Here is a 25,585-nt window from a genome sequence, read left to right on the forward strand (position 1 = left end):
AAATGGCAGTAGGCATCTTTGATTCCGGATTGGGCGGTCTGACCGTCCTGAACGCCGCGCAGAAACGTCTGCCCGACGTAGATTTTCTATATTTCGCGGACAGCGCACACGCGCCCTATGGCGTGCGGGACGCTGAAAATATCTATGACCTGACACGCAGAGCCGTGAACGATCTGTGGAACCGTGGTTGTGATCTTGTGATTCTGGCTTGCAATACCGCCAGCGCGGCCGCATTGCGCCGGATGCAGGAAGAGGGTGTGCCCGAAGGCAAGCGCGTGCTTGGCGTGTTTGTTCCGCTTATTGAGGCGCTGACGGAACGGCAGTGGGGCGATAACAGTCCGCCTCGTGAGGTTGCGGTCAAGCACGTGGCCCTGTTTGCGACGCCTGCCACAGTGTCCAGTCGGGCCTTTCAGCGGGAACTGGCGTTTCGAGCCATCGGTGTCGATGTCGAGGCGCAGGCCTGTGGAGGTGTCGTGGATGCCATCGAAGACGGTGACATGATCCTCGCTGAAGCGTTGGTTCGGTCGCATGTGGATGCGCTGAAACGCAAGATGCCCGAACCGCAGGCGGCGATTCTGGGTTGCACCCATTACCCGCTGATGGCCGAAACCTTCCAGCGGGCTCTTGGGCCGGATGTTCAGGTGTACAGTCAGGGTGATTTGGTCGCCGAAAGCCTAGCGGATTACTTGCAACGGCATCCGAGAATGCAGGGTGACGGCGACGGTGGCTTTCTGACCACCGGCAAGCCCGCGTTTGTCAGCGACAGGGCGACGCAATTCCTCCGACGACAAATCACCTTTCAGGCCGCCTGACTTAGGTCAAGGACGCAGCCTGTTTGATCCCGTAGTTCAACGACCGTCACACCGGCGATCGTATCCCGTGTCACACTGAAACAAGAGGTCTCACATGACCCATAGAATCGCAATTCTGGGCGCATCTGGTTATACCGGCGCTGAACTGGTGCGGCTGATCGCCGAACACCCGAATATGGACATCGTCGCGCTGGCCGCCGAGCGAAAGGCCGGTCTGTCGATGGCGCAGGTCTTTCCGCATCTGCGGCACATGGACTTGCCGGATCTGTGCAAAATCTCCGAAATCGATTTCTCGAAAGTCGACCTTTGTTTCTGTGCCTTGCCGCACAAAACCAGCCAGGAGGTCATTCGCGACCTGCCCAAGACACTTAAAATCGTGGACCTGTCCGCTGATTTCCGGCTGCGTGATCCGGACGAATACGAAAAGTGGTACGGGAACCCTCATACGGCCTTAGAGCAACAGGAAGAGGCCGTCTATGGCCTGACTGAGTTCTATCGGGATGAGATCCGCAATGCGCGCCTTGTAGCCGGAACCGGCTGCAATGCGGCGACTGGTCAGTACGTGCTGCGCCCGCTGATTTCGACCGGCGTCATTGATCTGGATGACATTGTTTTGGACCTGAAATGTGCGGTGTCAGGGGCAGGGCGGTCGCTTAAGGAAAACTTGCTGCATGCAGAGTTGAGCGAAGGATACAACGCCTACGCGATTGGCGGCACGCACCGCCATTTGGGTGAGTTCGATCAGGAATTCTCGGCGCTCGCCGGGCGCACAGTGCACGTTCAGTTTACGCCACATCTGATCCCGGCCAACCGCGGTATTCTGGCGACAACATACGTCAAGGGCGATCCGGCCAGCGTGTACGAGACATTGGCCAAGGCTTATGAAGACGAACCCTTTATCCAGATGCTGCCTTTTGGTGAGGCGCCTTCGACCCACCATGTGCGGGGATCGAACTTCTGCCATATCGGCGTGGTCGCCGACCGGATCGAACGCCGGGCCATAGTGATCGGAGCATTGGATAACCTGACAAAAGGTAGCAGCGGGCAAGCCTTGCAGAACGCCAACCTGATGTTAGGTGAGGATGAAACCCGGGGCCTGATGATGGCCCCCTTGTTCCCGTGAGGACGGTATGAAAACGCTCAAGAAACGTCGTCGTATTCAGGTCATTGTTTTGGCCGCTGTCGCATTGGCGCTGTCGACGGCGTTGATTGGGTATGCCATGCGGGATGGCATCAATTTCTTCCGTTCGCCCAGCGAGGTGATCGCCGAGCCCCCGAAGCCGACCGAAGTGTTTCGGATTGGCGGACTGGTCGAAGAGGGCTCGATTGTGCGTGGGCAGGGAGAGACAGTGCGATTTGTTGTAACCGATGGCGGCGAAAGCGTTCCAGTGGCATTCACTGGAGTTCTGCCGGACCTGTTCTCGGAGAATCAGGGGATGATCGGCACCGGATCTTACGTAAACGGCGTTTTCGAAGCCACTGAAATTCTTGCCAAACACGATGAAACCTATATGCCGAAAGAGGTCGTCGATGCCCTGAAGGAACAGGGTGTCTATAAAGAGGTCGACGGAGGCTGATCCGGGCCTGATACCTAACTTCAAACAGGGGCGTTGCGTGCACATGGCACACAGCGCCCTTTTTCATTGCCACGGGTTAACTAATTTGCCCGAGCCTTTACGCAATCACAGGCGGAGGGTCCGATGCAGACGGTTCGGCAAATTGCGATTGAGATCGTGGGGCGTGAGGGTGGGTTCGTAGATGACCGGGATGATCCGGGCGGCGCGACAAACTATGGTGTGACCGTTCATACCATGCGGCGTCTGGGTCTGGATTTGTCCGGTGATGGAGTGGTGGACCGGACGGATGTTCGAAGGCTCAGCAAAGCGCAGGCCATTGATATTTTCGTCCGACATTATTTTGAGCTTCCGCGCCTGAGACTGTTGCCTCAGATAGTCCAACCCTCGGTGTTCGACATGTATGTCAATGCTGGTGCGCAGGCAGTCCGCATTCTGCAGCGATTGTTGCGCGAAATGGGTTTCGACGTGGTGGTGGACGGGGTTGTTGGGCCACAGACAGCTCGGGCATGCCGAAGCGCGGCCAAGTCTGACCCGGTTACCTTTGCAGATGCCTATGGGGTTGCACGCCGCAACTATTACTTCCGTCTTGCGGATCGAAGGCCCGCGTCCCGGAAATTCGCGCGCAGTAGGGCGGGCGGTAAAGGAGGCTGGATCCGGCGGGCGGAAGAGTTTGTTTCACCCTCCTATCACCTGACGGACACAGAGTTTCAAAAGAGGGTTTCACGATGGGATTGATCTCGGGTATTTTGGCTTTTCTGTTTGGAAACGAGCGCAACATCATACGAGAAACCGCCGAGGTCTTTCGGGAAAATGCAGAAAGCGGCGCCGAGAGGGGTTTGCAGATTCGACGGCAGGCTGTCAGTCAGTTCGGGGCAGAATTTCAGGGCTCTGGAAAAGCTCCGTTTGATCGGTTTATCGACGGTCTTAACCGCCTGCCCAGGCCCGCGATGGCACTGGGAACGCTTGGTCTTTTTGTGGCGGCGATGGTCGATCCGATCTGGTTTTCGGCGCGTATGCAGGGGATCGCCCTGGTACCCGAGCCGTTGTGGTGGTTGCTGGGGGTGATCGTGTCCTTCTATTTCGGCGCGCGGCATCAGGCCAAGGTGCAAGAATTGCAACGCGAAATTTCGGCCACCATGATGCGCACTCCGCAGGTGCTTGAAAGCCTAAAGGCGCTGGCTGAGATGCGTAGCGACGGCGTGGGCGTGGCCAAATCCGGCCCCGACGCGGCACTAACAGCAGCCGTAATAAAACCTGACGAAAACCTTGCGTTAGAGACATGGCGGCGCAAAAGGACCGGCTGACCCGCGACACTATGTTCGCGGCAAGGGGGCGAAAGTGATTGGTGCTGGTCACGCAACAGGATTATATCTGGGGCATGATTACAGAACTTGGCCATTTCGCCCTGATCCTCGCCTTCCTCGTCGCAATCGTGCAGTCGATCGTTCCCTTGATCGGCGCAGCCAAACGCTGGGTCGGCTGGATGGGGGTCGCGGAACCCGCCGCAATCGTCCAGTTCTTGCTGGTTTCTTTCTCGTTCGGAGCCTTGGTCTGGGCGTTCGTGACTTCGGACTTTTCCCTGCGTGTGGTCGTCGAGAACAGCCATTCGGCCAAGCCGATGCTGTACAAGATCAGCGGGACATGGGGAAACCACGAGGGCTCGATGCTGTTGTGGGTTCTTATCGTGTCATTGTTCGGAGCGATGGCTGCTTTTTTTGGGGGTGGCTTGCCACCGACATTGAAAGCGCGCGTTCTATCGGTTCAATCGATGATTGCGGTCGCCTTTTTCGCGTTCATCCTGTTCACATCGAACCCGTTTGACCGGCTGATTGTCGCCCCGTTCGATGGTCGTGATCTGAACCCGTTGTTGCAGGATCCCGGCTTGGCCTTCCATCCGCCGTTCCTGTATCTGGGTTATGTGGGGCTTAGCATGGCCTTCAGCTTTGCCGTCGCCGCCCTGATCGAAGGGCGCGTTGATGCCGCATGGGGCCGCTGGGTGCGTCCGTGGACCCTTGCCGCGTGGATATTCCTGACCATTGGCATCGCTCTGGGATCATGGTGGGCCTATTACGAGCTGGGTTGGGGCGGTTTCTGGTTCTGGGACCCGGTGGAAAACGCCTCGTTCATGCCATGGCTTTTGGCCGCCGCGCTGTTGCATTCCGCCATCGTCGTGGAAAAACGCGAAGCGTTGAAAAGCTGGACCATCCTTTTGGCGATCATCGCATTCGGCTTCTCGCTGATCGGGACATTCATCGTGCGGTCGGGCTTGCTGACTTCTGTGCATGCCTTTGCAAATGACCCGGAACGCGGCGTCTTTATCCTGATCATTCTGGTGCTCTTCATCGGTGGCGCACTGACCCTGTTCGCGGCCCGCGCGCAAGCGATGGAGGCAAAGGGTGTGTTCAGCGTGGTTAGCCGCGAAAGCGCGTTGATTCTAAATAACATCCTGCTGGCGGTCAGCTGTTTCGTGGTATTCTTCGGAACGATGTGGCCGATGGTGGCAGAGATGGCGTTCGACCGTAAGCTCTCGGTCGGCGCGCCATTCTTCAATGCGGCCTTCACGCCCTTTATGGTCGCCCTAGGTATCGCGTTGCCAATAGGGTCCATGTTGCCATGGAAGCGAGGCAAATTGGGCAAGACGGCCTATTCCCTGCGCTATGTGTTCATCTTGTCGGTCGCGTTGGCCCTGTTGGTCTGGGTTATGCAGACCGGACGCAGCGCCCTTGGGCCGATCGGACTGTTTCTTGGGGCCTGGATCACTTTAGGTGCGGCCGTTGATTTGTGGAGCCGCACCGGTCGCAAAGGCAGTATCCAACGTCTGGTCCGCTTGCCGGGCGCAGACTGGGGTAAAGCGGTGGCTCATACCGGTCTTGGCGTGACCATCTTTGCCATTGCCGGTCTGACCGCGTGGGAGGTTGAAGATATCCGCGTTGCGCAGCCCGGTCAGCCGTTTGAAGTTGGGCAGTTCACACTGACGCTTGAAAATGTCCGCGACGTGCAAGGGCCGAACTATTTTTCAACCACTGCTGATGTTCAGGTTGAAAAGAGCGGGCGGTCTATGGGCACGCTGCATCCCGAGAAACGCAATTACCCCGTTGCCCGGATGCCTACTACCGAGGCGGCGATCGACTATCGCTTTTGGGGCGACCTGTATGTCGTGATAGGGGACCAGCAAGCCGATGGTGGTTGGGTCATGCGGACTTACATCAAACCTCTGGCCAACTGGATCTGGGGCGGATGTATCCTGATGGCATTGGGCGGGCTTCTGAGCTTAACTGACCGCAGGTTCCGGGTGGCAGCGGGTGCGCGCAAAGCACCCTCGGGCGGAGTACCGGCGGAATGAAGCGTCTGATCCTGATTTTCGCCCTGATCGCATCGCCCTTGTTTGCGGTGCAGCCAGACGAGGTACTGGAGGATCCGGTCCTGGAGCAACGCGCGCGTGACCTGAGCACCGGCCTGCGCTGCCTTGTCTGCCGCAATGAAAGCATCGACGAAAGCAATGCCGAACTTGCTCGCGACCTGCGCCTGCTGCTGCGCGAACGGCTGGTCGCGGGCGATACCGATGAGGAAGCGGTCGATTTTATCGTGGATCGTTACGGTGAATACGTTCTGTTAAAGCCTACGGTTACGGGGGCGAACCTGATGCTATGGCTGGCCGGTCCGATCATGTTGTTGATCGCCGCCGTGATAGGCTGGAGTTTTTTACGCAACCGATCTCAGGCGGTGGGCACGGAAGTCAAGGACGGCCTCAGCGAAGCTGAGAAAGAACGCCTGCGCCAGATTCTTGACGACTGACCCACCGTATTTCTTTCCCTTCGTCTTGAATTGAGTCAGGGTTCCCTAATGCCGTGAGCATGGGGAGAGCACTACATGGACTATGAGGCTATACTGCTGGATATCACTGACAATCTGGCAGTGGTAACCCTGAACCGGCCCGACAAGATGAACGCGCTGACCGCACAGATGCGGGCCGAGGTCACCCATGCGATGACACATGCGGCCCGGCATGCGCGGGCAATCGTGCTGACAGGGGCAGGGGGCGCCTTCTGCTCAGGTCAGGATCTGGGCGATTCTTCCAGCACTGGCCGGATTGATCTGGAACGCACACTGCGCGACGAATATGATCCCATGCTGGAATCCATCTACAACTGTCCGGTCCCAACCATCGCAGCCGTCAATGGACCAGCAGCCGGGGCCGGGGCGAACATTGCGCTCAGCGCAGATGTGGTGATTGCGACTGAAAGCGCGTATTTCCTGCAGGCGTTTTCCCGTATCGGCTTGATGCCAGATGCGGGCGGCACATGGTTCCTGCCACGACAGATGGGGTTCGCCAAAGCCATGGGGGCGGCACTGTTTGCCGACAAAGTCAGTGCCAGACAAGCGGACGAATGGGGCATGATCTGGGAAGCGGTGGCTGACGACGATTTCGACGCGCATTGGCGCAAGCGAGCTGCCTATCTGGCAAACGGACCGACCACCGCGTTTGGCGCGATCAAACAGGCAATCCGCGGAACTTACGACAACACTCTGCCGCAGCAACTGGAGATGGAGGCGCATTTGCAGGGCTACTGTGGCCGTTCGCGCGACTTTGCCGAAGGGGTAGTAGCCTTCATGGAAAAACGCCCCCCGAAATTCGAGGGGCGTTGAACAGTTTAAGCGCGACGCCGGCGGCGATTGCGCCGTTCGGGCACTGCCGCATCGTCTCCGGTACCGTCCGAAGCTGAAGAGAACGGGCCCAAAGCATCCGTGATCTGATCCAGCGTCGGACGTGTCCCGCGGCTGGTTGTATCCAGTGCCTCACGCATTTTGCGCAGGTGATCTGGCATGGTGCCACAGCACCCGCCGATGATCGTGGCACCCGCATCCCGTGCCATCGCGGCGTACTGCCCCATCAATTCAGGCGTGCCGTCATAGTGGATATGGCCATCGACATATTTCGGGATACCCGCGTTGCCTTTGGAAATCACCGGACGTTCCGTTCCCTGAGCCGCAAATCCAAGCACAGTACGCAGGATGTCTGACGCACCGGTGCCGCAGTTGGCCCCAAATGCGATTGGCGGATTAGGCAGGGTTTCGACCAGTTGGGCCAGATCGGCCGACGTTACACCCATCATGGTACGTCCGGCAGTGTCAAAGCTCATGGTGCCACACCAGGGCATGTCGGCCAGCGCAAAAGCTTCCGCCGCTGCTTTGAATTCCTCTGGTGCGCTGATGGTTTCGACCCATAGAACGTCCGCACCACCTTCTTTCAGCGCTTCGGCTTGCTCGTGAAACATCTCAACGGCGCCGGCATGGGACAGGCTGCCAATAGGTTCCATGATCTCACCGGTCGGACCAACAGAGCCTGCAACAACAATGGTGCGCCCGGATTTGTCCGCCACTTCACGGCCCAGTTCGGCCCCGATCCGGTTCAACTCACCAACCCGGTTCTGGGCGTCGTGCAGTTTCAGGCGCGCGGATGTGCCGCCAAAGGTGTTGGTCAGAAACAGGTCGCTGCCTGCGTCAACCGAACCCTGGTACAAAGCGCGGATTTTGTCCGGTGCTTCGACATTCCACAGTTCGGGCGCGTCACCTGATTGCAGGCCCATATTGAACAAGTTTGTGCCTGTGGCACCATCGGCCAGCAAAGCATCATTTGTTTCCAGAAGTTTATTGAGCGCATTTGTCATGGGGGTATTCCCAAATAGCCGAATAGGGCCGTTAAAAATTCAGACGCCCCGTGTCTCATGACCGGGGCATCAAATCAAATTCATAAAACTCATGAAGATCATGAGCCGAGTGTTTTTTTATTCGGTTTCGCTCAGGACCTGCGCTTTGGCTTCAGGCAATAGCTCGGCCATTTTTGCGCGGATTTCCTCATCGGACGACAACGCGCCCAAATCTCCGGCGACCTTGCGCACGACATCTTCGTGCCCGGCCTCTTCGAAATCGGCGATTACTACGGTTTTGGCATAGGCTTCGGCGTCCTCGCCGGACTTGCCCATCTTTTCTGCGGCCCAGAGACCTAGCAATCTGTTGCAGCGCGCCTGTGCTTTGAACTGCATTTCTTCGTCATGGGCGAATTTAGCCTCAAAAGCGTTTTCGCGTTCGTCAAAAGTGGTCATTGGTTGCGGACCTCATAGATTACATCTTCTTTATTGATGATATGACTATAGCTGAGCGCCTGTGCAAGGGAATTGCGCTGCGTCAAAGCCTCTCGGTCCGCTGAACTTGCGGGAAAGGGGGGCTTGGACTATGAGGGCGCCAACGCGAAGGGACTCATTCCCTCGCCCCGGACTGGAAAGGTCGCTCATGGCGCGTCGCAAAAAGATCTACGAAGGTAAGGCCAAAATTCTGTATGAAGGCCCGGAACCCGGCACCATTGTCCAGTATTTCAAGGATGATGCCACCGCGTTCAATGCGGAAAAGAAAGATGTCATCGACGGAAAGGGCGTGTTGAACAACCGTCTGAGCGAGTTCTTCATGACTGGCCTCAACCAGATTGGTGTTCCGACCCACTTCATCCGTCGCCTGAACATGCGTGAGCAATTGGTGCGCAATTGCGAGATTGTTCCGCTTGAAATCATCGTTCGCAACTATGCGGCGGGAACAATGTCAAAACGTTTGGGCATTGCCGAAGGGACGCAACTGCCGCGCCCGATTGTCGAGTATTGCTACAAAGACGACGCGTTGGGTGATCCGCTGGTCACCGAGGAACATATCGCCGCTTTTGGCTGGGCCAGCCAACAGGACATGGACGATATCCTGAGCCTCGCGCTGCGCGTCAATGACTTTATGAGCGGCATGATGCTGGCTGTCGGCATTCGTCTGGTCGATTTCAAGATCGAGATCGGTCGCGTTTACGACGGGGATTTCCAGCGTTTGATCGTGGCTGATGAAATCAGCCCCGACAGTTGCCGCCTGTGGGATATCGAAACCGGTCAAAAGCTGGACAAAGACGTATTCCGCCGCGATCTGGGTAGCCTGACGGACGCATATTCCGAAGTTGCACGCCGGCTGGGCGTATTGCCGAAAAGCAACGTCGCTAAGCCCACGCTGATCAACTGATCACACGGGCGAACCGGATTTTATCAAAAGCACTGCTATACTCAAAGCGGTGCTTTTTTCTTTGTATCTGGCGGTTTGACAGGATTGCCGGTTGTCCGGCATTGTCGGGCAAATAGGAAAACGAGAGTAGCGCTATACATGGCCGAATTGTTTGATCAGGCAGTTTTTCTAAAGTTCCTTGCAGCCCTTCTGGCGATTTTCAACCCGCTCTACGGCATCCCGATTTTTCTTAGCATGACGAAAGGGTATTCGGCCCCCGAACGCCGGCGGGTAGCGTTTATCGTGACGGGTACGGTGATTATTATCGGTCTGATAGCGGTTGTGATCGGAGAAGAGATCCTGGCTGTGTTCGGGATCGACATACCCTCGTTCCGTATTGCCGGGGGTCTGATCATCTTCGGTATTGGTATGTCGATGCTGAACGCGTCGGACAGGCCACAAGGGGATCAGCAAGCTGTGGAGGAGGGGCATAAGAAAAAAGAAAACATCGCCGTTGTACCGCTTGCAATTCCGTTGACTATTGGGCCCGGCACTATTGCGATAACAATCGTCTACTCTCATACGCTTAGCGATGGTGCCGAAGTGGTGACGCTTGGCACGGCAATCGTAATCGCTTGTTTGATCGTTGGCTTAGGCTTGTTGTTCGCCGATCCGATCTCGCGCTTATTGGGGATGACGATGATTAATGTCATCACGCGTGTCATGGCTCTCATACTTGTGGCGGTCGCAATCGAGATGGTTTTGACAGGCACGTTCAATGCAATTGACGCGCACTATCCTGGTCTGATTTCCGGGGGTGGCGGGTAGCGGGCATAAGTGCGGTCATCTGCCCACTTCAAGAAGGGTTGTCGAACGCCTTTCAGCACGTTATCCCCCGCGCAACGGAACGGGCCGACAATATCGGCCCTCAGCTGGAGTTGCGAGAATGAAAGCACGTGTGCATGTGATGCTCAAAAACGGGGTCCTCGACCCGCAGGGTGAGGCGGTGCGTCACGCATTGGGTGCCATGGGCTTTGATCAGGTCGAAGGCGTGCGGCAGGGCAAGGTGATCGATCTTGAGCTGGCCGAAGGCGCGACCGAGGCGGACATCACCGAGATGTGCGAAAAGCTGTTGGCCAACACGGTCATCGAACGCTACGAAATCGAACTGGTCTGAACCTTATCCCCGGAGGCCCCGCCATGCGCGCAGCTGTCATCGTATTCCCAGGCTCAAACTGTGACCGGGATCTTGCCGTCGCTTTCGAACAGGCAGGTTTTGAGGTCGATATGGTCTGGCACAAGGACGCCGCGCTGCCTGAAGGTGTGGATATCGTCGGCGTTCCGGGTGGCTTTTCCTACGGCGATTACCTGCGCTGCGGCGCCATTGCTGCGCAGTCACCGATCTGCAAAGCCGTGGTCGAACATACCAAACGTGGCGGTTATGCCATTGGTGTCTGCAACGGGTTTCAGATATTGACTGAAACCGGCATCCTGCCGGGCGCTTTGCTGCGCAATGCCGGTTTGAAATACATTTGCCGCACGGTCGGTCTGAAGGTGGAAACCAGCGACAGCGCGTTCACCGAAGGTTACAATGCGGGCGATGTGATCGGTATTCCAATCGCGCACCATGACGGTAACTATTTTGCGGATGACGCCACACTGGCCAAACTGCAGGATCAGGATCGGGTCGCGTTCACCTATACCGAGAATCCGAACGGCTCGGTCGGGGATATCGCCGGTATTCTGTCTGAAAATCGCCGGGTGCTGGGAATGATGCCACACCCTGAACGTGCGGCGGATGACGGCCATGGTGGAACGGACGGAACGGCATTGTTCCGCGCATTGTCTGGTGTTCTTGCCCCAGCGTGACTTGAGGTTATGATCCAGCCCGCGTAACTTTCTGGGATGAGTTCCGAAGTTCGCTCTGGCTGGTCCTTTCTGACAAAACCGTTTCGTGGTGCGCCATTGGGTTGGCGGCTGCGCTTGGCGATTATCATTCTTTTGATCGCAACGGTCACCACGGTTTATGTAACCAACCGTCTTCTGACGGACCGGTTTACTGAATCAACACGAAACCGGGCCGAAGTGCGGCTGGCGTTGTATTCCGGCAACTTGCTGAGCGAACTGCGCCGAAACGCAATTGTTCCGCAGCTTTTAGCACGCGACCCGACGTTGATTTCCGCGCTGCAGTCCAGTGACTATTCCCTTTCCACCCAGCGTTTGATTTCGTTTGTCGAAGAGATTGGCGCGGCCTCGCTGATGTTGCTTGACGGGGACGGGCGAACTGTTGCGGCCACTGATCGTGCTCGCTTGGGAGAACCACACCGGAGTTCGCCGTATTTCATTGATGCAGTGCGGGCGAATTCGACGATCTTCACCGTGATTGAAAAGGAATCGGGCGGCTACAGCTTTGTCTATTCAAGACGAATGGAAGCCAATGCCGACGTTCTGGGCGTCATCGTGGTCGAGGTCGATCTGCAGAAATTCGAGCGCGCCTGGGCAGGTATTTCCGACGCTGTAATGGTGACTGACAGTACCGGAACGATCATTCTGTCGACTGAACCGCAATGGCGGGGGCTTGAAGAGAACGCCGCGTTGCTTCGCCAGCCGGCGCAAGGTGCCATTCAGCGGGCAATACGCGCCACAACAGACTGGACCGCGTTGCCGCCAGACGCCTATCTGCAGGGTGAGGCGGTGATGCGGATGGAAACGCGCATCCCGTTCCGGGGATGGAAAATGACGTCGTTCACCACTTACGAGTCGATTCGGGAAAAGGTTAACAGCGTTATCGCGCTCGAGATCATGGGTTTTGCGATTCTTCTGGCACTGGCCTTCTATGCGCTTAGCCGTCGAGCCACGTTCCGCATGGCGTTGTTCCAGCGCGAGTCGGCAGAGCTTCGCGCATTGAACTCAAGGCTAAAGCGGGAAATTGCTGAGCGGGAAAGGGTTGAAAAAACACTGGAAGTTGCCGAACAGACGCTGGCGCAAAGCTCGAAACTGGCCGCTTTGGGTGAGATGTCGGCGGCCGTGAGTCACGAGCTAAATCAACCCCTGGCTGCAATGAAGACCTACCTGGCTGGCGCACGTCTTTTGCTGCGTCGGAACCGGCCTGAGGAGGCGTTGGCAAGCTTTGGTCGGATCGATGGTCTGATCGAAAGGATGGGGGCGATTACCCGCCAGCTCAAATCCTACGCGCGTAAGGGTGCGGATACGTTTTCCCCAGTAAATCTTAGTGAAGCGCTGGCATCGTCGCTGTCCATGATGGAGCCGCAACTGCGCCAGCGTCACGTCAAGATCACCCAGATACTGCCCGACGAACCGGTGTCAGTTATGGGCGATCGGATGCGGATCGAGCAGGTGATGGTGAACCTCTTGCGCAATGCGTTGGACGCCACCAAATCTGTATCCGAACCGGATATCGAAATCATACTGGCAGCGGGCGATACGGCGGTGCTGACAGTGCGCGATAACGGCTATGGAATCGAGAACATCGAAAATCTGTTCGAACCGTTCTATACTACGAAACAGCCCGGCGACGGGGTCGGTCTGGGGCTTGCCATCTCTTCCGGGATCGTGAACGACCATGGCGGAAGGCTGACTGCACGAAACAGCCCACAAGGCGGGGCCGTGTTCGAGATGCAGTTGCCGATACTGGGAAGCGACGGCCTAGAGGCCGCGGAATAACGAGGAATGACTATGGCACAGGCCATGAAGATCGCCATTGTGGATGACGAACAGGACATGCGCCAGTCGATCAGCCAATGGCTGGCACTGTCGGGATATGACACGGAAACCTTCGCCAGCGCCGAGGACGCGCTGAAAGTGTTGGGACCGGAATATCCGGGTATCGTGATCTCGGATATCAAAATGCCCGGCATGGACGGCATTCAGCTCCTGAAAAAGCTTATGGGCGCCGACAGTACGTTGCCGGTCATCATGATCACCGGTCATGGCGATGTGCCGATGGCGGTAGAAGCGATGCGCGTTGGGGCGTTTGATTTCCTAGAAAAGCCCTTTAACCCTGATCGCATGTCGGAACTGGCCAAACGCGCCAGCAACGCGCGCCGACTGACCTTGGACAACCGTGCCTTGCGGCGCGAGCTGTCGGGCGGAACCCAAATCATGAACAAGTTGATCGGCGCCAGTCCGGTCATGGAGCGCCTTCGTGAGGATATCCTAGATCTGGGGCAGGCCGATGGCCATGTGCTGATCGACGGTGAGACCGGCACTGGTAAGACACTTGTGGCCCACGCTTTGCACGCGGTTGGCAGCCGTGCTGGCAAGAAGTTCGTTCTGGTATCCTGTGCCGCGCTTGAGGAGGAGGCGCTGTCGAAACGCCTGTTTGGCCCAATGATGCCGGAAGACGCGCAATTGCCAGCGATCGAAGAGGCTCGAGGCGGTACACTTGTGCTAGAAGACGTAGAGGCGTTGAGCGATACGCTGCAGGCCCGGTTACTGAGCGTGATGAACGATCAAGGAACGCCGGCCGAAACCCGGATCATCGCAATTTCGAACCTGCAAGAAGCAGGCAAGACCAGCGAAGACGTTCTGCGCCCGGACCTGTTCTATCGTCTTGCTGCATTGCGGATCACCATGCCGCCTTTGCGTCAGCGTGGCGAGGATATCCTGACGCTGTTCACCCGGCTGAGTGAGCAGTTCTCGGAAGAATATGGCTGTGACGCGCCACAGGTAAGTGCACAGGAAGCGGCTCAGCTTTTGCAAGCGCCGTGGCCGGGCAATGTGCGGCAATTGATCAACATTGCGGAACGGGCCGTTTTGCAATCACGGCGCGGTTCCGGAACGATTGCGTCGCTGTTGATGTCCGATCATGAAGAAATGCAGCCCGTGATGACGACTGAAGGCAAGCCGCTCAAGGAATATGTCGAGGCGTTCGAGCGGATGCTGATCGACAACACGATGCGGCGCCACAAGGGCTCGATTGCATCTGTGATGGACGAACTCTGTTTGCCACGTCGAACCTTGAACGAGAAGATGGCGAAATACGGGCTGCAGCGCTCGGACTATTTGTAAGAAAGAGAGGGGGCCAGCCCCCTTTTGAGCCTACGGCTCAATTCACCCCCGGGATATTTTTGGCCAGATGAAGCGATCCCGGGGCTTTGTGTTGTTCTTCTCGCAGTTTGCCCATTGTGTTTTCCACAGGACTGCTTTTATTGTATCTGGACGGGCAGGGCTAATTTGCGCCCAAAAGTCCCGAATCTTTGAGTTTCGCTGCTCTGTCGTTGATGGTGATCAATCCCGCAAGGCAAAGCAGACCGATTATGCCCCCAAGGGGGCAGTTGAACGCCTGAGCTCGCAAAAGCGAGCGAAAGGAATAAATGGGCAGGCAGCGGTTAGATCTGCGCCTGTCGGAGAAGAACCGCGATGACGCGCGCGCAACGATTGAGTATACGGGCAGGGGGCCACAGCGCCAGACCCTGCCGCGCGCCGTCCGAAATCGCCCTGACAAGACACCACCCCAAAAGCGCCCGTCCCCCCGGACGGGTAAGGATAACGTGTTTGGCGCGGTGCACCAAGGAAACATGGCTAAGAAAATGCTTATCGATGCCACCCACGCGGAGGAAACCCGCGTCGTGGTGGTTGACGGAAACAAGGTTGAGGAGTTCGACTTTGAATCCGAAAACAAACGCCAGCTTGCTGGCAACATCTATCTTGCAAAAGTAACCCGGGTCGAACCGTCCCTACAGGCGGCTTTTGTGGATTACGGCGGGAACCGGCACGGTTTCCTGGCGTTTTCGGAGATCCATCCGGATTACTATCAGATTCCGGTCGCAGATCGCGAAGCGCTGATGGAAGAAGAGCGCGCCTATGCCGAGGCAATGAAGGCGCGGGATGAAGCCGAAGAGGCGAAGCCTAAAAAGCGTCGCTCGCGTTCGCGTACGAAGGCTGCGGATGTAAAATCCGATGATGCCGTAGAGTCGATTGAGGTTTCATCCGAACCCACCGGCATGGAAACCATCGATCTGGACGAAGGTGAAGAAGGGGCCGACATGTCGGTTCCGGAAGGCACCTCTCCGGCTGATCGTGTGGCTGAAACTCCGGTGGAAGAGCCGGTCGATGCCGAAGTAACCAAAGAGCAACCTATTGAAGCTGAATCTTCGGAAGAGCCAGTTGATGCCGAGGTTGTGGCAGAAGCAGAAGGTGCTGCTGAGGTCGAGGAAGTGGCCGAAGCCCCTGCAGAAGCTGAGGAAGCAGCCGCCGATGGTACTCAGCATGACTCTGTCGAAGCTGCCGCAGAGGAGTCCGTTGAAGATTCCGAGGTTGGCGGTGACGAACCGGAGGAAGCCGTGGAAATGGTTGAAGCCTCTGAGGACACCACGTCTGAAGATGAAGAAAAGTCCGATGTCGAAGCGCGGGCTGATGCGACCTCGAAGGACGATTCAATCGAATCCGTCGCCGACGAAGATGACAGCGAAGACATTCGCCCCGTGCGTAAGCCGCGGCCACGTCGCTATAAGATTCAAGAGGTTATCAAGGTCCGCCAGGTCTTACTGGTGCAGGTCGTAAAGGAAGAACGTGGCAACAAGGGTGCTGCTCTGACCACCTACTTGTCTCTGGCAGGTCGGTATTGCGTTCTGATGCCTAACACGGCGCGTGGGGGCGGGATCAGCCGCAAAATCACCAATGCGCCGGACCGTAAGAAACTTAAGGAAATCGCGGCGGAAATCGACGTGCCTACCGGAGCCGGACTCATCATCCGGACCGCCGGCGCCAAGCGTACTAAATCCGAGATCAAGCGTGATTATGAATACCTGCAGCGCATGTGGGAGCAGATCCGCGAACTGACGCTGAAATCGATTGCGCCGGCGAAAATCTATGAAGAAGGCGATCTGATCAAACGGTCGATCCGCGATCTCTATAATCGCGAAATTGATGAGGTTCTGGTCGAAGGTGAAGGCGGTTATCGCATCGCCAAAGACTTCATGAAGATGATCATGCCTTCACACGCGAAGAATGTGAAACGGTATGAAGACGCGCTGCCTTTGTTCGCGCGCTATCAGGTCGAAAGCTATCTGGCCGGAATGTTCAACCCGACCGTTCAGCTGAAATCGGGCGGATATATCGTGATCGGCGTGACCGAAGCGCTGGTCGCGATTGATGTGAACTCGGGTCGGGCGACCAAAGAGGGTTCAATCGAGGAAACCGCGCTCAAGACCAACCTTGAGGCCGCAGAAGAGGTTGCGCGCCAGCTGCGCCTGCGTGATTTGGCAGGCCTGATCGTCATCGACTTCATCGATATGGACGAGCGCAAGAACAATCTGGCCGTCGAAAAGCGTATGAAGGAACGGCTAAAAACAGACCGTGCGCGCATTCAGGTCGGCCGCATCTCGGGCTTTGGCCTGATGGAGATGAGCCGCCAGCGTCTGCGTCCGGGGATGTTGGAGGCGACGACACAGCCATGCCCGGCCTGTCATGGCACTGGCCTGATCCGCTCGGACGACAACATGGCGCTGACCATCTTGCGTCAGATCGAAGAAGAGGGTACCCGCCGCCGCTCACGCGAGGTGCTTGTTCGTTGCCCAGTCAGCATCGCCAACTTTCTGATGAACCAGAAACGCGAGCATATCGCACAGATTGAGGCCCGTTATGGCCTGTCTGTACGTGTTGAAGGCGACGTACATCTGGTCAGCCCGGATTTCTCGATGGAGAAATTCAAGACGGCAAGCCGGATCGTTCCCGAAGCCAGCGCGCCCGTTGTTTCCGTGGATGCGTCCCTGATGGATCTTATCGACGCCAGTGAGGAAGAGCCGGTCGAAGAGGAAACCACCGTTCAGGCCGAAGAGGAGGCTAAGCCCAAGCGCAAGCGTCGTCGCCGCCGTCGGAAGAAGAGCAATGGTTCTGACGAAACCCCTGAGGTGAACGCTGAAGAGGGTAACGCGGCGGCGTCCGAGGAATCGGATGAAGCCAAAACCGAAGCGGCGGATGACGTAAAGCCTGAGGGTGAAGCACCTGAGCCTGCCGAAGAAGAAAAAGCGGCCAAGCCCAAGCGTCGCCGCGCACCGCGTCGCAAGAAGAAGGACGCGGAACCTGTTGAAGCTGCAGAAGAAGTCGCCGCTGAAGGGGTTGTGAGCAAGGATGCCCAGGCCGCAAACCCTGAAGCACCGGCCGAGGAAGGTGGTGTGACAGATGCACCTGTTGAAGCCCCTGTCGAAACTGCCGAAAAAGTTGAGCAGACTGAAACAGCGGCAGAGCAGCCCGCGCCCGAGGCGGAAAGCGTCGTTGAAGAACAGGTTGAACCTGCAGAGGCTGAACAACCCGAACCTTTGGCCGATGTGGTCTCAGAAGACCTGCAGGAACCAGCGGACATCATGGTTGAAGAAGCCCCTGAGCCAGTTCTGGAGGTCGTAGCCGAAGAGCCGGAGCAGCCCGCCAAACCCAAACGGCGTGGCTGGTGGTCACTGGGTCAGTAACAAGAAAAGGCGGGCCAGGTGCCCGCCTTTTTCTTTTTGGCCGATCTCAGTGGGATTTCTGGATCAAATAGATCTGATGGCCGTCTGCGTCTTCCTGCGACAGCAATTGGTGCCCGCTCTCAGAACAGAAATGCGGGACATCAATTATGGCGGCAGGATCATCTGCCAGCACGCGCAAAACGGCCCCGGCAGGCATGGATTTCAAACGCTTGCGCGCTTTCAGGACGGGCAGAGGGCACAACAGACCCAACGCATCGAGTGTTTCAGGCGGATTTGACATATGGTTCAGATATTTCCAACTGGGCAGGGTGTCCAGCATGCAACCACGAGGATGTGACCGAATGGCCCCGTGACGTTGGCCGTCTCATACCATATGTGCTGAGACATGTTCGGAATAGATATCATAGACGCGGGCCTGCTGCCTGCCATGTTCATCGCGATGTTGGGCGGATTGATCAGCTTTCTGTCGCCCTGCGTTCTGCCCATCGTTCCGCCATACCTGGCTTATATGAGCGGCGTGACGATCAACGAGATGCAGGATGAGGCGAAAGCACGCCGCAAGGCAACCTTGGCCGCCCTGTTCTTTGTTCTGGGCCTGTCTACGGTGTTTTTGTTGCTGGGTTTCACCGCTTCTGCCTTCGGGGTGTTTGTCCTGCAGAACCAGGTGTTGTTCGCAAAGATCTCTGGCGCAGTGGTCATCGTCTTTGGCCTGCATTTTCTGAACGTCTTCCGTATCCCGTTTCTGGACCGCGAAGCGCGGATTGAGACCGGTGATTCTGGTGGATCAGTGTTTGGCGCTTATATCCTTGGTCTGGCCTTTGCGTTTGGATGGACACCGTGCATTGGGCCGCAGCTGGGGGCGATCTTGTCACTGGCCGCGTCCGAGGCCTCGGTCGCGCGGGGAACCCTGTTGTTGGGCGTCTATGCGGCGGGCCTGGGTATTCCATTTCTGCTGGCTGCGATGTTCCTGAACCGGTCGATGTCGGTGATGAATCGGATCAAGCCATACATGGGCACGATCGAAAAGGTGATGGGTGGCTTGTTACTGTTCGTGGGCATCATGCTGATCACCGGTCTGTTCACTGAATTCAGCTGGTGGCTGTTAGAGACATTCCCGGCGCTGGCGAATTTTGGATGATCTGCTGATCTGACTTACCTTGGCCCCATTGCTGGGTTAACCTGCGCCGCAGAAGGTAAGGCCATGAGCAGTCAGAAAAATCAACCTCGGGTGTGTAAACGCCGGGTATTCTATATACCCGGCTACGACCCGATTCCGCCGCGGCGATATCGGGAGCTGTATCGAACCGAAGGCAAGCTGCAGGCCGAGATTTCCGGTTATGAAATTTCGACGTCCGCCAAGTCTGGCGATGGCCCTTATGGGTGGCATGTCACTTCACGTCAGGACGGGACCGAAGTTCACGTTGATGTGGATGTTCTTGTCTGGTCGGACCTGGTTCGTGACAGCATGTCCAACTCGATCCCAGCGACCTATCTGCAACTGGTGCGGACCGCGTGGATCTATATGTCGACAGGAACACTGTGGCGCCTGATGCGGTTGCGCAAGGGGCCGGTGGTTGCCGCACTATATCCGGTTGGAATGTTGCTGGCTCAACTGCTGTTGGCGATCTTGCTAGCCGGGGCCATGACATGGGTTTTAATGCCGTTTATCGGCTGGATGGGCGTAATCCTTGCGGTTGTGGCCGCTTACGGTCTGTTGCGCTGGTTTCGCCGGCAAGACGGTCAGCTTTTTGCCTATTACCTGATGCATGATTATGCCTATTCCGCAAAACTCAAAGGGGCGACGCCAGTTGAATTGCGCAATCGCCTGCGTGCATTCGGTGCGTTGATCCAAGAGGCGCTGAATTCAGACGCAGACGAGGTGCTGGTCGTCGGGCATAGCTCAGGGGCCCATCTGGGTGTCAGCGTTCTGGCCGATGTTATCCGCGACAACAGTCAACGTGATGACGGCCCTGTATTTTCGTTCCTAACGTTGGGACAGGTCGTGCCGATGGTATCTTTTCTGCCCCAAGCCCGTGAATTGAGGGCAGATTTGCAATTCTTGTCCACGCAGGAAGGCCTGACCTGGGTCGACGTCTCGGCCCCCGGCGATGGCTGTTCTTTTGCGCTGTGCGATCCGGTTTCCGTCAGCGGTGTCGCCACCGCCGAAAAGAAATGGCCGCTGGTTCTGTCTGCGGCCTTCACGCAGACCCTGTCCCCCGAGCGATGGCAAGCATTGCGTTGGAAATTCTTCCGCCTGCATTTCCAGTATCTCTGCGCCTTCGACAAGCCGGATCGTTATGATTATTTCCGCATCACCGCCGGCCCACTGACGCTTGGGCAGAGGTTCAAGGGCCGGGCGCCTTCTAAGTCGCGGGTGGAAAAGCCGGTTTCAAAATACAGTTCGGTGACGGCATGACGCCGCCCAAGCCACCTTCACGCCCTGATAAAGTATCGCTTTGGCGGTATCTGAGGTTGTTTCGCAAGGACGTTCTGTCAGCCCAACCCCGTAGGCTGTACCGCGCCTGGATGGCCGAATTTCGCACGCCGTTCTTTCGATCATACTTGGTGAATCAGCCAGAATTGATCGACACAGTTCTGAAAAAACGCCCTGATGATTTCCCCAAATCTAACCGCATAAGTGAGGGGCTGCGTCCGTTGCTGGGGGACTCTGTCTTCCTGACCAACGGGGACACCTGGAAGAGGCAGCGCAGGATCATTGATCCGGCGTTTGAAGGCGGCCGTTTGAAAGATACGTTTCCAGCAATGCATGCGGCTGGTCAAGCGGGCGTGGATCGGTTGCGCACGCAGGCAGGTGGTGTTGTTGAATTTGAAGAGGTCACCAGCCATATCGCGGCGGATGTCATCTTTCGCACTTTGTTTTCGGTGCCCATCGAACACGAAATCGCCGCTCAAGTGTTTGACAAGTTTCGCAGCTATCAGCGTGAACAACCCATTCTGAACATTGCGGCCTTTGTCCCCCTGCCAAAGTGGTTGCCACGACTGCATTCGTGGCGCACCAAGAAGAATGCAAAGGATATCAGGGCGCTAATCCAGCGACTTACGGCGGACCGGGCTGAACTGATCGCTCGTGGTAGCGCGCCGAATGATCTGGCAACCAAGATCATGACCACGCGTGATCCCGAAACCGGGCGTAGGTTTGACACGCAGGAAATGGTTGATCAGGTGGCGATCTTCTTTCTTGCCGGGCACGAAACCAGCGCGTCCGCACTGGCCTGGACGCTGTACCTGATTGCAATGTATCCCGAATGGCAGGACAGGCTGGCTGAGGAAGCTGTGGCGCTCGACTCGCCTGATTTTTCTGTATTGTCGCGGCTAAAGCTCAGCAGGGATGTGTTTCGCGAAGCGCTGCGGCTTTACCCGCCCGTGCCGATGATGGTGCGCGAGGCGACATGCCCCGAACATTTCCGGGACAGGGATGTCCCCGAAGGGTCGCAAATCGTGATCAGTCCGTGGCATCTGCATCGGCAGGAAAGGCTCTGGGACCGTCCCGACGAGTTCGATCCGACCCGGTGGGGAACTGAGAATGGAAAGACCTGTCAGCGCAACGCGTACATTCCATTCTCGACAGGGTCCCGCGTATGTCCCGGTACTGGGTTCGCCATGATCGAGGGGCCGCTTCTGTTATCCATGCTGCTGCGACACTTCCGGTTCGAGTTGGTCGCGGGACAAACGCCCATTCCGGTCGCGCATTTGACCGTCCGATCGAAAGACGGAATTTGGTTGCGCTTGGTTGAGCGCTAACAAACTACCATCCTATCACGCCTTGCTGTATGCGGTTTGAAATCGCGGAATCATATTGAACGGGAAAGTCTTATGTCATCAGCAGAACAGCGCACACAAATGTCCGACGGCGCAGGATTCATCGCAGCATTGGATCAAAGCGGTGGCTCGACCCCCAAGGCGCTGGCGCTTTATGGCGTTGACGCATCTGAATACGGCTCGGACGAAGAGATGTTCGGTGAAATCCAGAAAATGCGCGCGCGGATCATTCTGGCGGATGATTTCACCAAGGACAAAGTGATCGGCGCGATCCTGTTCGAACGCACTCTGGGCGAGCAAATTGATGGTCAGAAGGTCGCCGACTACTTGTGGTCAGTGAAAGGCATTGTACCTTTCCTCAAGATTGACAAAGGTTTGGAAGACGAAGCGAATGGCGTTCAGATGATGAAACCCATCCCGGGTCTGGCCGCAACATTGGCCAAAGCCGATGGTGTTTTCGGAACCAAGGAGCGCTCGGTCATTCATGAGGCAAACGCCGAAGGCATCGCGGCGGTTGTTGCACAGCAGTTCGACGTTGCGCGTGAAGTCGTGGCTTCCGGAATGGTTCCGATTGTTGAGCCCGAGGTGAACATCAACTCCGCCACCAAAGCCGAAGCCGAAGACATCCTGAAGGCTGAAATCCTGAAAAACCTTGATCAATTGGCTGACGGACAGGACATCATGCTCAAGCTGACGATCCCTAACCGAGCTAACCTCTATGACGAATTGGCCGATCATCCGCGTGTTCTGCGCGTGGTTGCACTGTCGGGCGGTTATTCGACGGAACAGGCCTGCGATCTGCTGGGCCAGAATGGTAAGATGATCGCGTCCTTCTCGCGCGCGTTGACCGAAGGATTGTCAAAAAAGCAATCAGATGCCGAGTTCAACGCGGCCTTGGGCGGAAACATCGACAAGATTTTCCGTGCGTCAATCTAAACACTATTGGGGTTTGGTGAATTCGCGGCGCAACTGCGCCGCTTTTTCACGCATGACGCAACCTTCGGCGTGATCATTCAACAGCCCCATTGCCTGCATAAAGGCAAATACGGTCGTCGGCCCGACAAACTTCCAGCCCCGTTTTTTCAGGTCTTTCGACATCGCCACAGATTCTGGCGACGTTGAAGCGGTTTGCGGGGCAGGCGGTGAGTCCGCCTCGTATCGCCATACATATGCCGCCAGAGACCCTTCGGCAGCGATTAACTCTTGCGCGCGACGTGCGTTGTTAATCACGGCCTCGATCTTTCCACGATGTCGCACAATCCCTGCATCTTGTAACAAGCGCTGTGTATCTGCATCATCAAACGCGGCTACTGCGTTGACATCAAAAGCTTTGAAAGCCTTCCGAAAATTCTCGCGTTTGGACAGGATTGTGCGCCAGCTTAGGCCGGACTGAAAGCTTTCTAGGCAGAGCTTTTCAAACAGGCGTTGGTCGTCACCAACCGGATACCCCCATTCCTGATCGTGGTAGTCAAAGAATTCGGGCGCGGCCTGACACCAGGCGCAGCGTGGTTTTCCGTCTGGACCTAGAACTGTATCAACCACCGCTTCGTACTCCTTTTGTTCCCCCTTACTGTAAGCGGTTTCTGGATGTCAGAGCAAGACTGATTTACTTGGATTGATACCAGTTCAGAATGAAAACCCGTATGGCCGATGCAAGTCCGATGTCCGGGTCACGCTCGACATCAATTTCGGCCGCCAGAGCGTTGATCGGTAGGTTTTTTTCCTTGGCAATGGTCCGGAACGCCTGCCAGAAGTCATCTTCCAGCGATACGGATGTCCGATGGCCTTTCAGCGTCAGGGATCGTTTGACCGGGCGTCCGCTCATTTGTCCAACTTACGGCCTTCGTGGTCTTGGTTCAGCTTGTGTTGCTGCTTTTTTGCCAGATCCTTTTCGGCCTTGGTGCGGCCAAAAGCGACGGCATTTTGGTCTGCGCGGGCCTTGTTTTCGGTCCGCGCTTTTTCTTTTCGAAACTTGTTCAGATTGACCGGTTCCGTCATTGCGCATGTCTCACGTTGGTCAGACTATCGAACAATTCCGCACGGCTGTCATCTGAAAGGCATTCGACATTCACGGTGTCCAGAAAATCGGCCTGCGACGCTGTTGAGACCGGTGGTTGATCCGACAATGTCTCAAGGATTTGCCCGCCCAGATCTAACAGTGCAGGGCGTACCTCGGTTGTCAGGTCCGCATAGCTTTCGGGAACAGAGGTTTGGTCTTTGGTCCACCGTTCAATCCAACAGGATTGAATCTCTTTCGCGGCTTCGATCTGCACTTCGAAAAACAGCTGCGCGCTGTCCGGGTCAATGCCCGAAAGCGCTGCTTGTTCCAAGGTCTTGTCAATTACGACTTTTTCACGCTCGAGGTCTTCGACCGGGCGGTCATTGGCGTGTTTGAACGCAGCAACGTCCTGCATCCATTCCAGCCGAGAGTCGATCAGGTTGAACAGGTCAGCCTGAGCTGAGGTCGCTGTGCCCGCAATAAGCAGGCACAGGCAGGCAGACTTACGCCTCGCGATCATTTGGGGCCGATCATGTGTTCGGGGCGTACGACCGCATCGAATGTCTCCTCATCGACAAAGCCCAGCGCAATGGCCTCTTCCTTGAGGGTCGTGCCGTTCTTATGCGCCGTTTTGGCGACAGTAGTGGCGTTGTCGTAACCGATGGTCGGAGCCAGCGCCGTGACCAGCATCAGGGATTCCTTCATCAGCTTATCAATGCGTGGTTCATTGGCCTTGATGCCCAGCAGCATACGCTCGGTAAAGCTGTCGGTGGCATCGCCCAGCAACTGAATGGATTGCAGCAAGTTGTACGACATCATCGGGTTGTAGACGTTCAACTGGAAATGACCCTGTGAGCCAGCGAACTTCATCGCCGCATCGTTGCCGATTACATGCGCGGCTACCTGAGTCAGCGCTTCGGCCTGTGTTGGGTTCACCTTGCCGGGCATGATCGACGAACCCGGCTCATTCTCCGGCAGGATCAGCTCACCCAAGCCCGATCGCGGGCCAGAGCCCAGGAACCGGATGTCGTTGGCGATTTTGTAGCAAGAGCCAGCAATGGTCGCCAGCGCGCCGGATAGGAAGACCATGGCATCGTGGGCAGCGAGCGCTTCGAACTTGTTGGGCGCGGTAACGAAGGGCAGGCCGGTGATGACGGCCATGTTCTTGGCGACAGCCTCATCCCAGCCATCATGCGTGTTCAGACCGGTGCCGACAGCGGTGCCGCCTTGCGCCAGTTCATAGATGCCAGGCATCGCGGCTTCGACCCGGGCGATACCTTGGCGGATCTGGTGCGCATAGCCGCCGAATTCCTGCTCCAGCGTCAGTGGGGTCGCGTCTTGTGTATGTGTACGACCGATCTTGATGATCCCGGCGAATTCCTTGGCTTTCGCTTCCAGTGCCGATGCAAATTTCTCAAGCCCGGGCAGCAATACGTCCCGCACGCTCATCGCCGTGGCGATATGCATTGCGGTCGGGAAAGTGTCGTTCGACGATTGCCCCATATTGCAGTGATCGTTCGGGTGCACAGGCTCTTTGGAACCGATCACACCGCCCATGATCTCAATCGCGCGATTGGCGATCACTTCGTTCGAGTTCATGTTCGACTGAGTACCCGAACCGGTTTGCCACACGACCAGCGGGAAGTTGTCGTCAAACTTACCCTCAATCACTTCGCCCGCGGCCTGAATTACAGCGTCGGCGATCTTGGCATCCAGCTTGCCGATGGCTTTGTTCTCTATCGCACAGGCCTTTTTGATGACGCCCAGCGCACGCACGATGGCGACGGGTTGCTTTTCCCAGCCGATCGGAAAGTTCATGATCGAGCGTTGAGTTTGTGCACCCCAATACTTGTCGGCGGGAACTTCCAACGGGCCAAAGCTGTCGGATTCGGTGCGGGTCTGGGACATCGGTCACTCCGTCTAGTATGCAGTCGTATGCCGTTTACCCGTGACGGCGTCATC

At 56.8% G+C, this 25,585-nt stretch carries 27 protein-coding genes; 19 read left to right on the forward strand and 8 right to left on the reverse strand.

Annotation, left to right across the window (positions count from 1 at the left end):
• Nucleotides 1-2: 2 nt before the first annotated feature.
• The 8 genes from murI to AC2FI8_RS01870 all read left to right on the forward strand — a co-directional run bounded on the left by murI (nt 3) and on the right by AC2FI8_RS01870 (nt 7,036).
• The gene (gene murI / locus AC2FI8_RS01835) at nt 3-812 is read left to right on the forward strand and encodes a glutamate racemase (RefSeq protein ID WP_496739925.1); all 810 of its coding nucleotides are present in this window, start codon (nt 3-5) and stop codon (nt 810-812) included.
• Nucleotides 813-906: 94 nt separating this feature from the next.
• Nucleotides 907-1,935, forward strand: coding sequence for an N-acetyl-gamma-glutamyl-phosphate reductase (gene argC / locus AC2FI8_RS01840; RefSeq protein WP_496776741.1), 1,029 nt, complete (start codon nt 907-909; stop codon nt 1,933-1,935).
• Nucleotides 1,936-1,942: 7 nt separating this feature from the next.
• Nucleotides 1,943-2,389 carry a cytochrome c maturation protein CcmE gene (ccmE, locus tag AC2FI8_RS01845; RefSeq protein ID WP_496739927.1) on the forward strand — a complete coding sequence of 149 codons (447 nt, stop codon included), beginning with the start codon at nt 1,943-1,945 and terminating at the stop codon, nt 2,387-2,389.
• A 123-nt stretch (nt 2,390-2,512) separates the two neighbouring features.
• Nucleotides 2,513-3,124 (forward strand): holin-associated N-acetylmuramidase, encoded by a 612-nt coding sequence (locus AC2FI8_RS01850; RefSeq protein WP_496765078.1) that lies wholly within the window; start codon nt 2,513-2,515, stop codon nt 3,122-3,124.
• A complete protein-coding gene (locus tag AC2FI8_RS01855; protein WP_496765075.1) occupies nt 3,115-3,693 on the forward strand; it encodes a holin family protein in 579 nt (192 codons plus the stop codon). Before AC2FI8_RS01850 ends, AC2FI8_RS01855 begins: the two co-directional genes overlap by 10 nt.
• Before the next feature lie 74 nt (nt 3,694-3,767).
• Complete coding sequence (locus tag AC2FI8_RS01860; RefSeq protein ID WP_496776909.1) at nt 3,768-5,732, forward strand: heme lyase CcmF/NrfE family subunit; 1,965 nt, start codon at nt 3,768-3,770, stop codon at nt 5,730-5,732.
• Nucleotides 5,729-6,184: a cytochrome c-type biogenesis protein gene (locus tag AC2FI8_RS01865; RefSeq protein WP_058271538.1), complete on the forward strand. Its 456-nt coding sequence runs from the start codon at nt 5,729-5,731 to the stop codon at nt 6,182-6,184. Before AC2FI8_RS01860 ends, AC2FI8_RS01865 begins: the two co-directional genes overlap by 4 nt.
• Before the next feature lie 75 nt (nt 6,185-6,259).
• On the forward strand, nt 6,260-7,036 hold the full coding sequence (locus AC2FI8_RS01870; protein WP_496776743.1) for an enoyl-CoA hydratase-related protein: 777 nt from the start codon (nt 6,260-6,262) through the stop codon (nt 7,034-7,036).
• Between the two features lie 5 nt (nt 7,037-7,041).
• Here AC2FI8_RS01870 and bmt read toward each other — a convergent pair whose 3' ends face one another.
• Nucleotides 7,042-8,058, reverse strand: a complete 1,017-nt coding sequence (gene bmt, locus AC2FI8_RS01875; protein WP_496765071.1) for a betaine--homocysteine S-methyltransferase — start codon at nt 8,056-8,058, stop codon at nt 7,042-7,044.
• A gap of 117 nt (nt 8,059-8,175) precedes the next feature.
• The gene (locus AC2FI8_RS01880) at nt 8,176-8,493 is read right to left on the reverse strand and encodes a DUF1476 domain-containing protein (protein ID WP_496765068.1); all 318 of its coding nucleotides are present in this window, start codon (nt 8,491-8,493) and stop codon (nt 8,176-8,178) included.
• 187 nt (nt 8,494-8,680) lie between these two features.
• Here AC2FI8_RS01880 and purC point away from each other — a divergent pair, with 187 nt between their 5' ends.
• The 7 genes from purC (at nt 8,681) to AC2FI8_RS01915 (ending at nt 17,844) form a co-directional block, all read left to right on the forward strand.
• A complete protein-coding gene (gene purC, locus AC2FI8_RS01885) occupies nt 8,681-9,436 on the forward strand; it encodes a phosphoribosylaminoimidazolesuccinocarboxamide synthase (RefSeq protein ID WP_058271542.1) in 756 nt (251 codons plus the stop codon).
• A 138-nt stretch (nt 9,437-9,574) separates the two neighbouring features.
• Entirely contained in the window at nt 9,575-10,243 is a 669-nt protein-coding gene (locus AC2FI8_RS01890) for a MarC family protein (protein ID WP_496722693.1), read from the forward strand.
• A 118-nt stretch (nt 10,244-10,361) separates the two neighbouring features.
• Nucleotides 10,362-10,592 carry a phosphoribosylformylglycinamidine synthase subunit PurS gene (gene purS / locus AC2FI8_RS01895; RefSeq protein ID WP_109311572.1) on the forward strand — a complete coding sequence of 77 codons (231 nt, stop codon included), beginning with the start codon at nt 10,362-10,364 and terminating at the stop codon, nt 10,590-10,592.
• A gap of 23 nt (nt 10,593-10,615) precedes the next feature.
• Nucleotides 10,616-11,284, forward strand: a complete 669-nt coding sequence (gene purQ / locus AC2FI8_RS01900) for a phosphoribosylformylglycinamidine synthase subunit PurQ (protein WP_496722696.1) — start codon at nt 10,616-10,618, stop codon at nt 11,282-11,284.
• A 36-nt stretch (nt 11,285-11,320) separates the two neighbouring features.
• Nucleotides 11,321-13,099 carry a sensor histidine kinase gene (locus tag AC2FI8_RS01905; protein ID WP_496739934.1) on the forward strand — a complete coding sequence of 593 codons (1,779 nt, stop codon included), beginning with the start codon at nt 11,321-11,323 and terminating at the stop codon, nt 13,097-13,099.
• 12 nt (nt 13,100-13,111) lie between these two features.
• Nucleotides 13,112-14,446 (forward strand): sigma-54-dependent transcriptional regulator, encoded by a 1,335-nt coding sequence (locus AC2FI8_RS01910; RefSeq protein ID WP_496722971.1) that lies wholly within the window; start codon nt 13,112-13,114, stop codon nt 14,444-14,446.
• A 509-nt stretch (nt 14,447-14,955) separates the two neighbouring features.
• Entirely contained in the window at nt 14,956-17,844 is a 2,889-nt protein-coding gene (locus AC2FI8_RS01915; protein ID WP_496776911.1) for an Rne/Rng family ribonuclease, read from the forward strand.
• Nucleotides 17,845-17,890: 46 nt separating this feature from the next.
• Here AC2FI8_RS01915 and AC2FI8_RS01920 read toward each other — a convergent pair whose 3' ends face one another.
• On the reverse strand, nt 17,891-18,124 hold the full coding sequence (locus tag AC2FI8_RS01920) for a sulfurtransferase TusA family protein (RefSeq protein ID WP_058271547.1): 234 nt from the start codon (nt 18,122-18,124) through the stop codon (nt 17,891-17,893).
• Nucleotides 18,125-18,229: 105 nt separating this feature from the next.
• Here AC2FI8_RS01920 and AC2FI8_RS01925 point away from each other — a divergent pair, with 105 nt between their 5' ends.
• The 4 genes from AC2FI8_RS01925 (at nt 18,230) to AC2FI8_RS01940 (ending at nt 22,560) form a co-directional block, all read left to right on the forward strand.
• Nucleotides 18,230-18,982, forward strand: a complete 753-nt coding sequence (locus AC2FI8_RS01925) for a cytochrome c biogenesis CcdA family protein (protein ID WP_058271899.1) — start codon at nt 18,230-18,232, stop codon at nt 18,980-18,982.
• 63 nt (nt 18,983-19,045) lie between these two features.
• Complete coding sequence (locus AC2FI8_RS01930) at nt 19,046-20,260, forward strand: hypothetical protein (RefSeq protein WP_496776745.1); 1,215 nt, start codon at nt 19,046-19,048, stop codon at nt 20,258-20,260.
• Nucleotides 20,257-21,606 carry a cytochrome P450 gene (locus AC2FI8_RS01935; protein ID WP_496776747.1) on the forward strand — a complete coding sequence of 450 codons (1,350 nt, stop codon included), beginning with the start codon at nt 20,257-20,259 and terminating at the stop codon, nt 21,604-21,606. Before AC2FI8_RS01930 ends, AC2FI8_RS01935 begins: the two co-directional genes overlap by 4 nt.
• A gap of 72 nt (nt 21,607-21,678) precedes the next feature.
• Complete coding sequence (locus tag AC2FI8_RS01940) at nt 21,679-22,560, forward strand: fructose bisphosphate aldolase (protein ID WP_496776749.1); 882 nt, start codon at nt 21,679-21,681, stop codon at nt 22,558-22,560.
• A 3-nt stretch (nt 22,561-22,563) separates the two neighbouring features.
• Here AC2FI8_RS01940 and AC2FI8_RS01945 read toward each other — a convergent pair whose 3' ends face one another.
• The 5 genes from AC2FI8_RS01945 to fumC all read right to left on the reverse strand — a co-directional run bounded on the left by AC2FI8_RS01945 (nt 22,564) and on the right by fumC (nt 25,531).
• Entirely contained in the window at nt 22,564-23,166 is a 603-nt protein-coding gene (locus tag AC2FI8_RS01945; protein ID WP_496765052.1) for a DNA-3-methyladenine glycosylase I, read from the reverse strand.
• 64 nt (nt 23,167-23,230) lie between these two features.
• Entirely contained in the window at nt 23,231-23,449 is a 219-nt protein-coding gene (locus tag AC2FI8_RS01950; RefSeq protein ID WP_496776752.1) for a ribbon-helix-helix domain-containing protein, read from the reverse strand.
• Nucleotides 23,446-23,622, reverse strand: coding sequence for a DUF4169 family protein (locus AC2FI8_RS01955; protein WP_058277875.1), 177 nt, complete (start codon nt 23,620-23,622; stop codon nt 23,446-23,448). The genes AC2FI8_RS01950 and AC2FI8_RS01955 overlap by 4 nt, the downstream gene beginning before the upstream one ends.
• Nucleotides 23,619-24,143 carry a gamma subclass chorismate mutase AroQ gene (gene aroQ / locus AC2FI8_RS01960; protein WP_496776754.1) on the reverse strand — a complete coding sequence of 175 codons (525 nt, stop codon included), beginning with the start codon at nt 24,141-24,143 and terminating at the stop codon, nt 23,619-23,621. The genes AC2FI8_RS01955 and aroQ overlap by 4 nt, the downstream gene beginning before the upstream one ends.
• Nucleotides 24,140-25,531: a class II fumarate hydratase gene (fumC, locus tag AC2FI8_RS01965; RefSeq protein WP_496776756.1), complete on the reverse strand. Its 1,392-nt coding sequence runs from the start codon at nt 25,529-25,531 to the stop codon at nt 24,140-24,142. The genes aroQ and fumC overlap by 4 nt, the downstream gene beginning before the upstream one ends.
• Nucleotides 25,532-25,585: the final 54 nt, after the last annotated feature.

The organism is Ruegeria sp. CDSB029, from assembly GCF_059611125.1.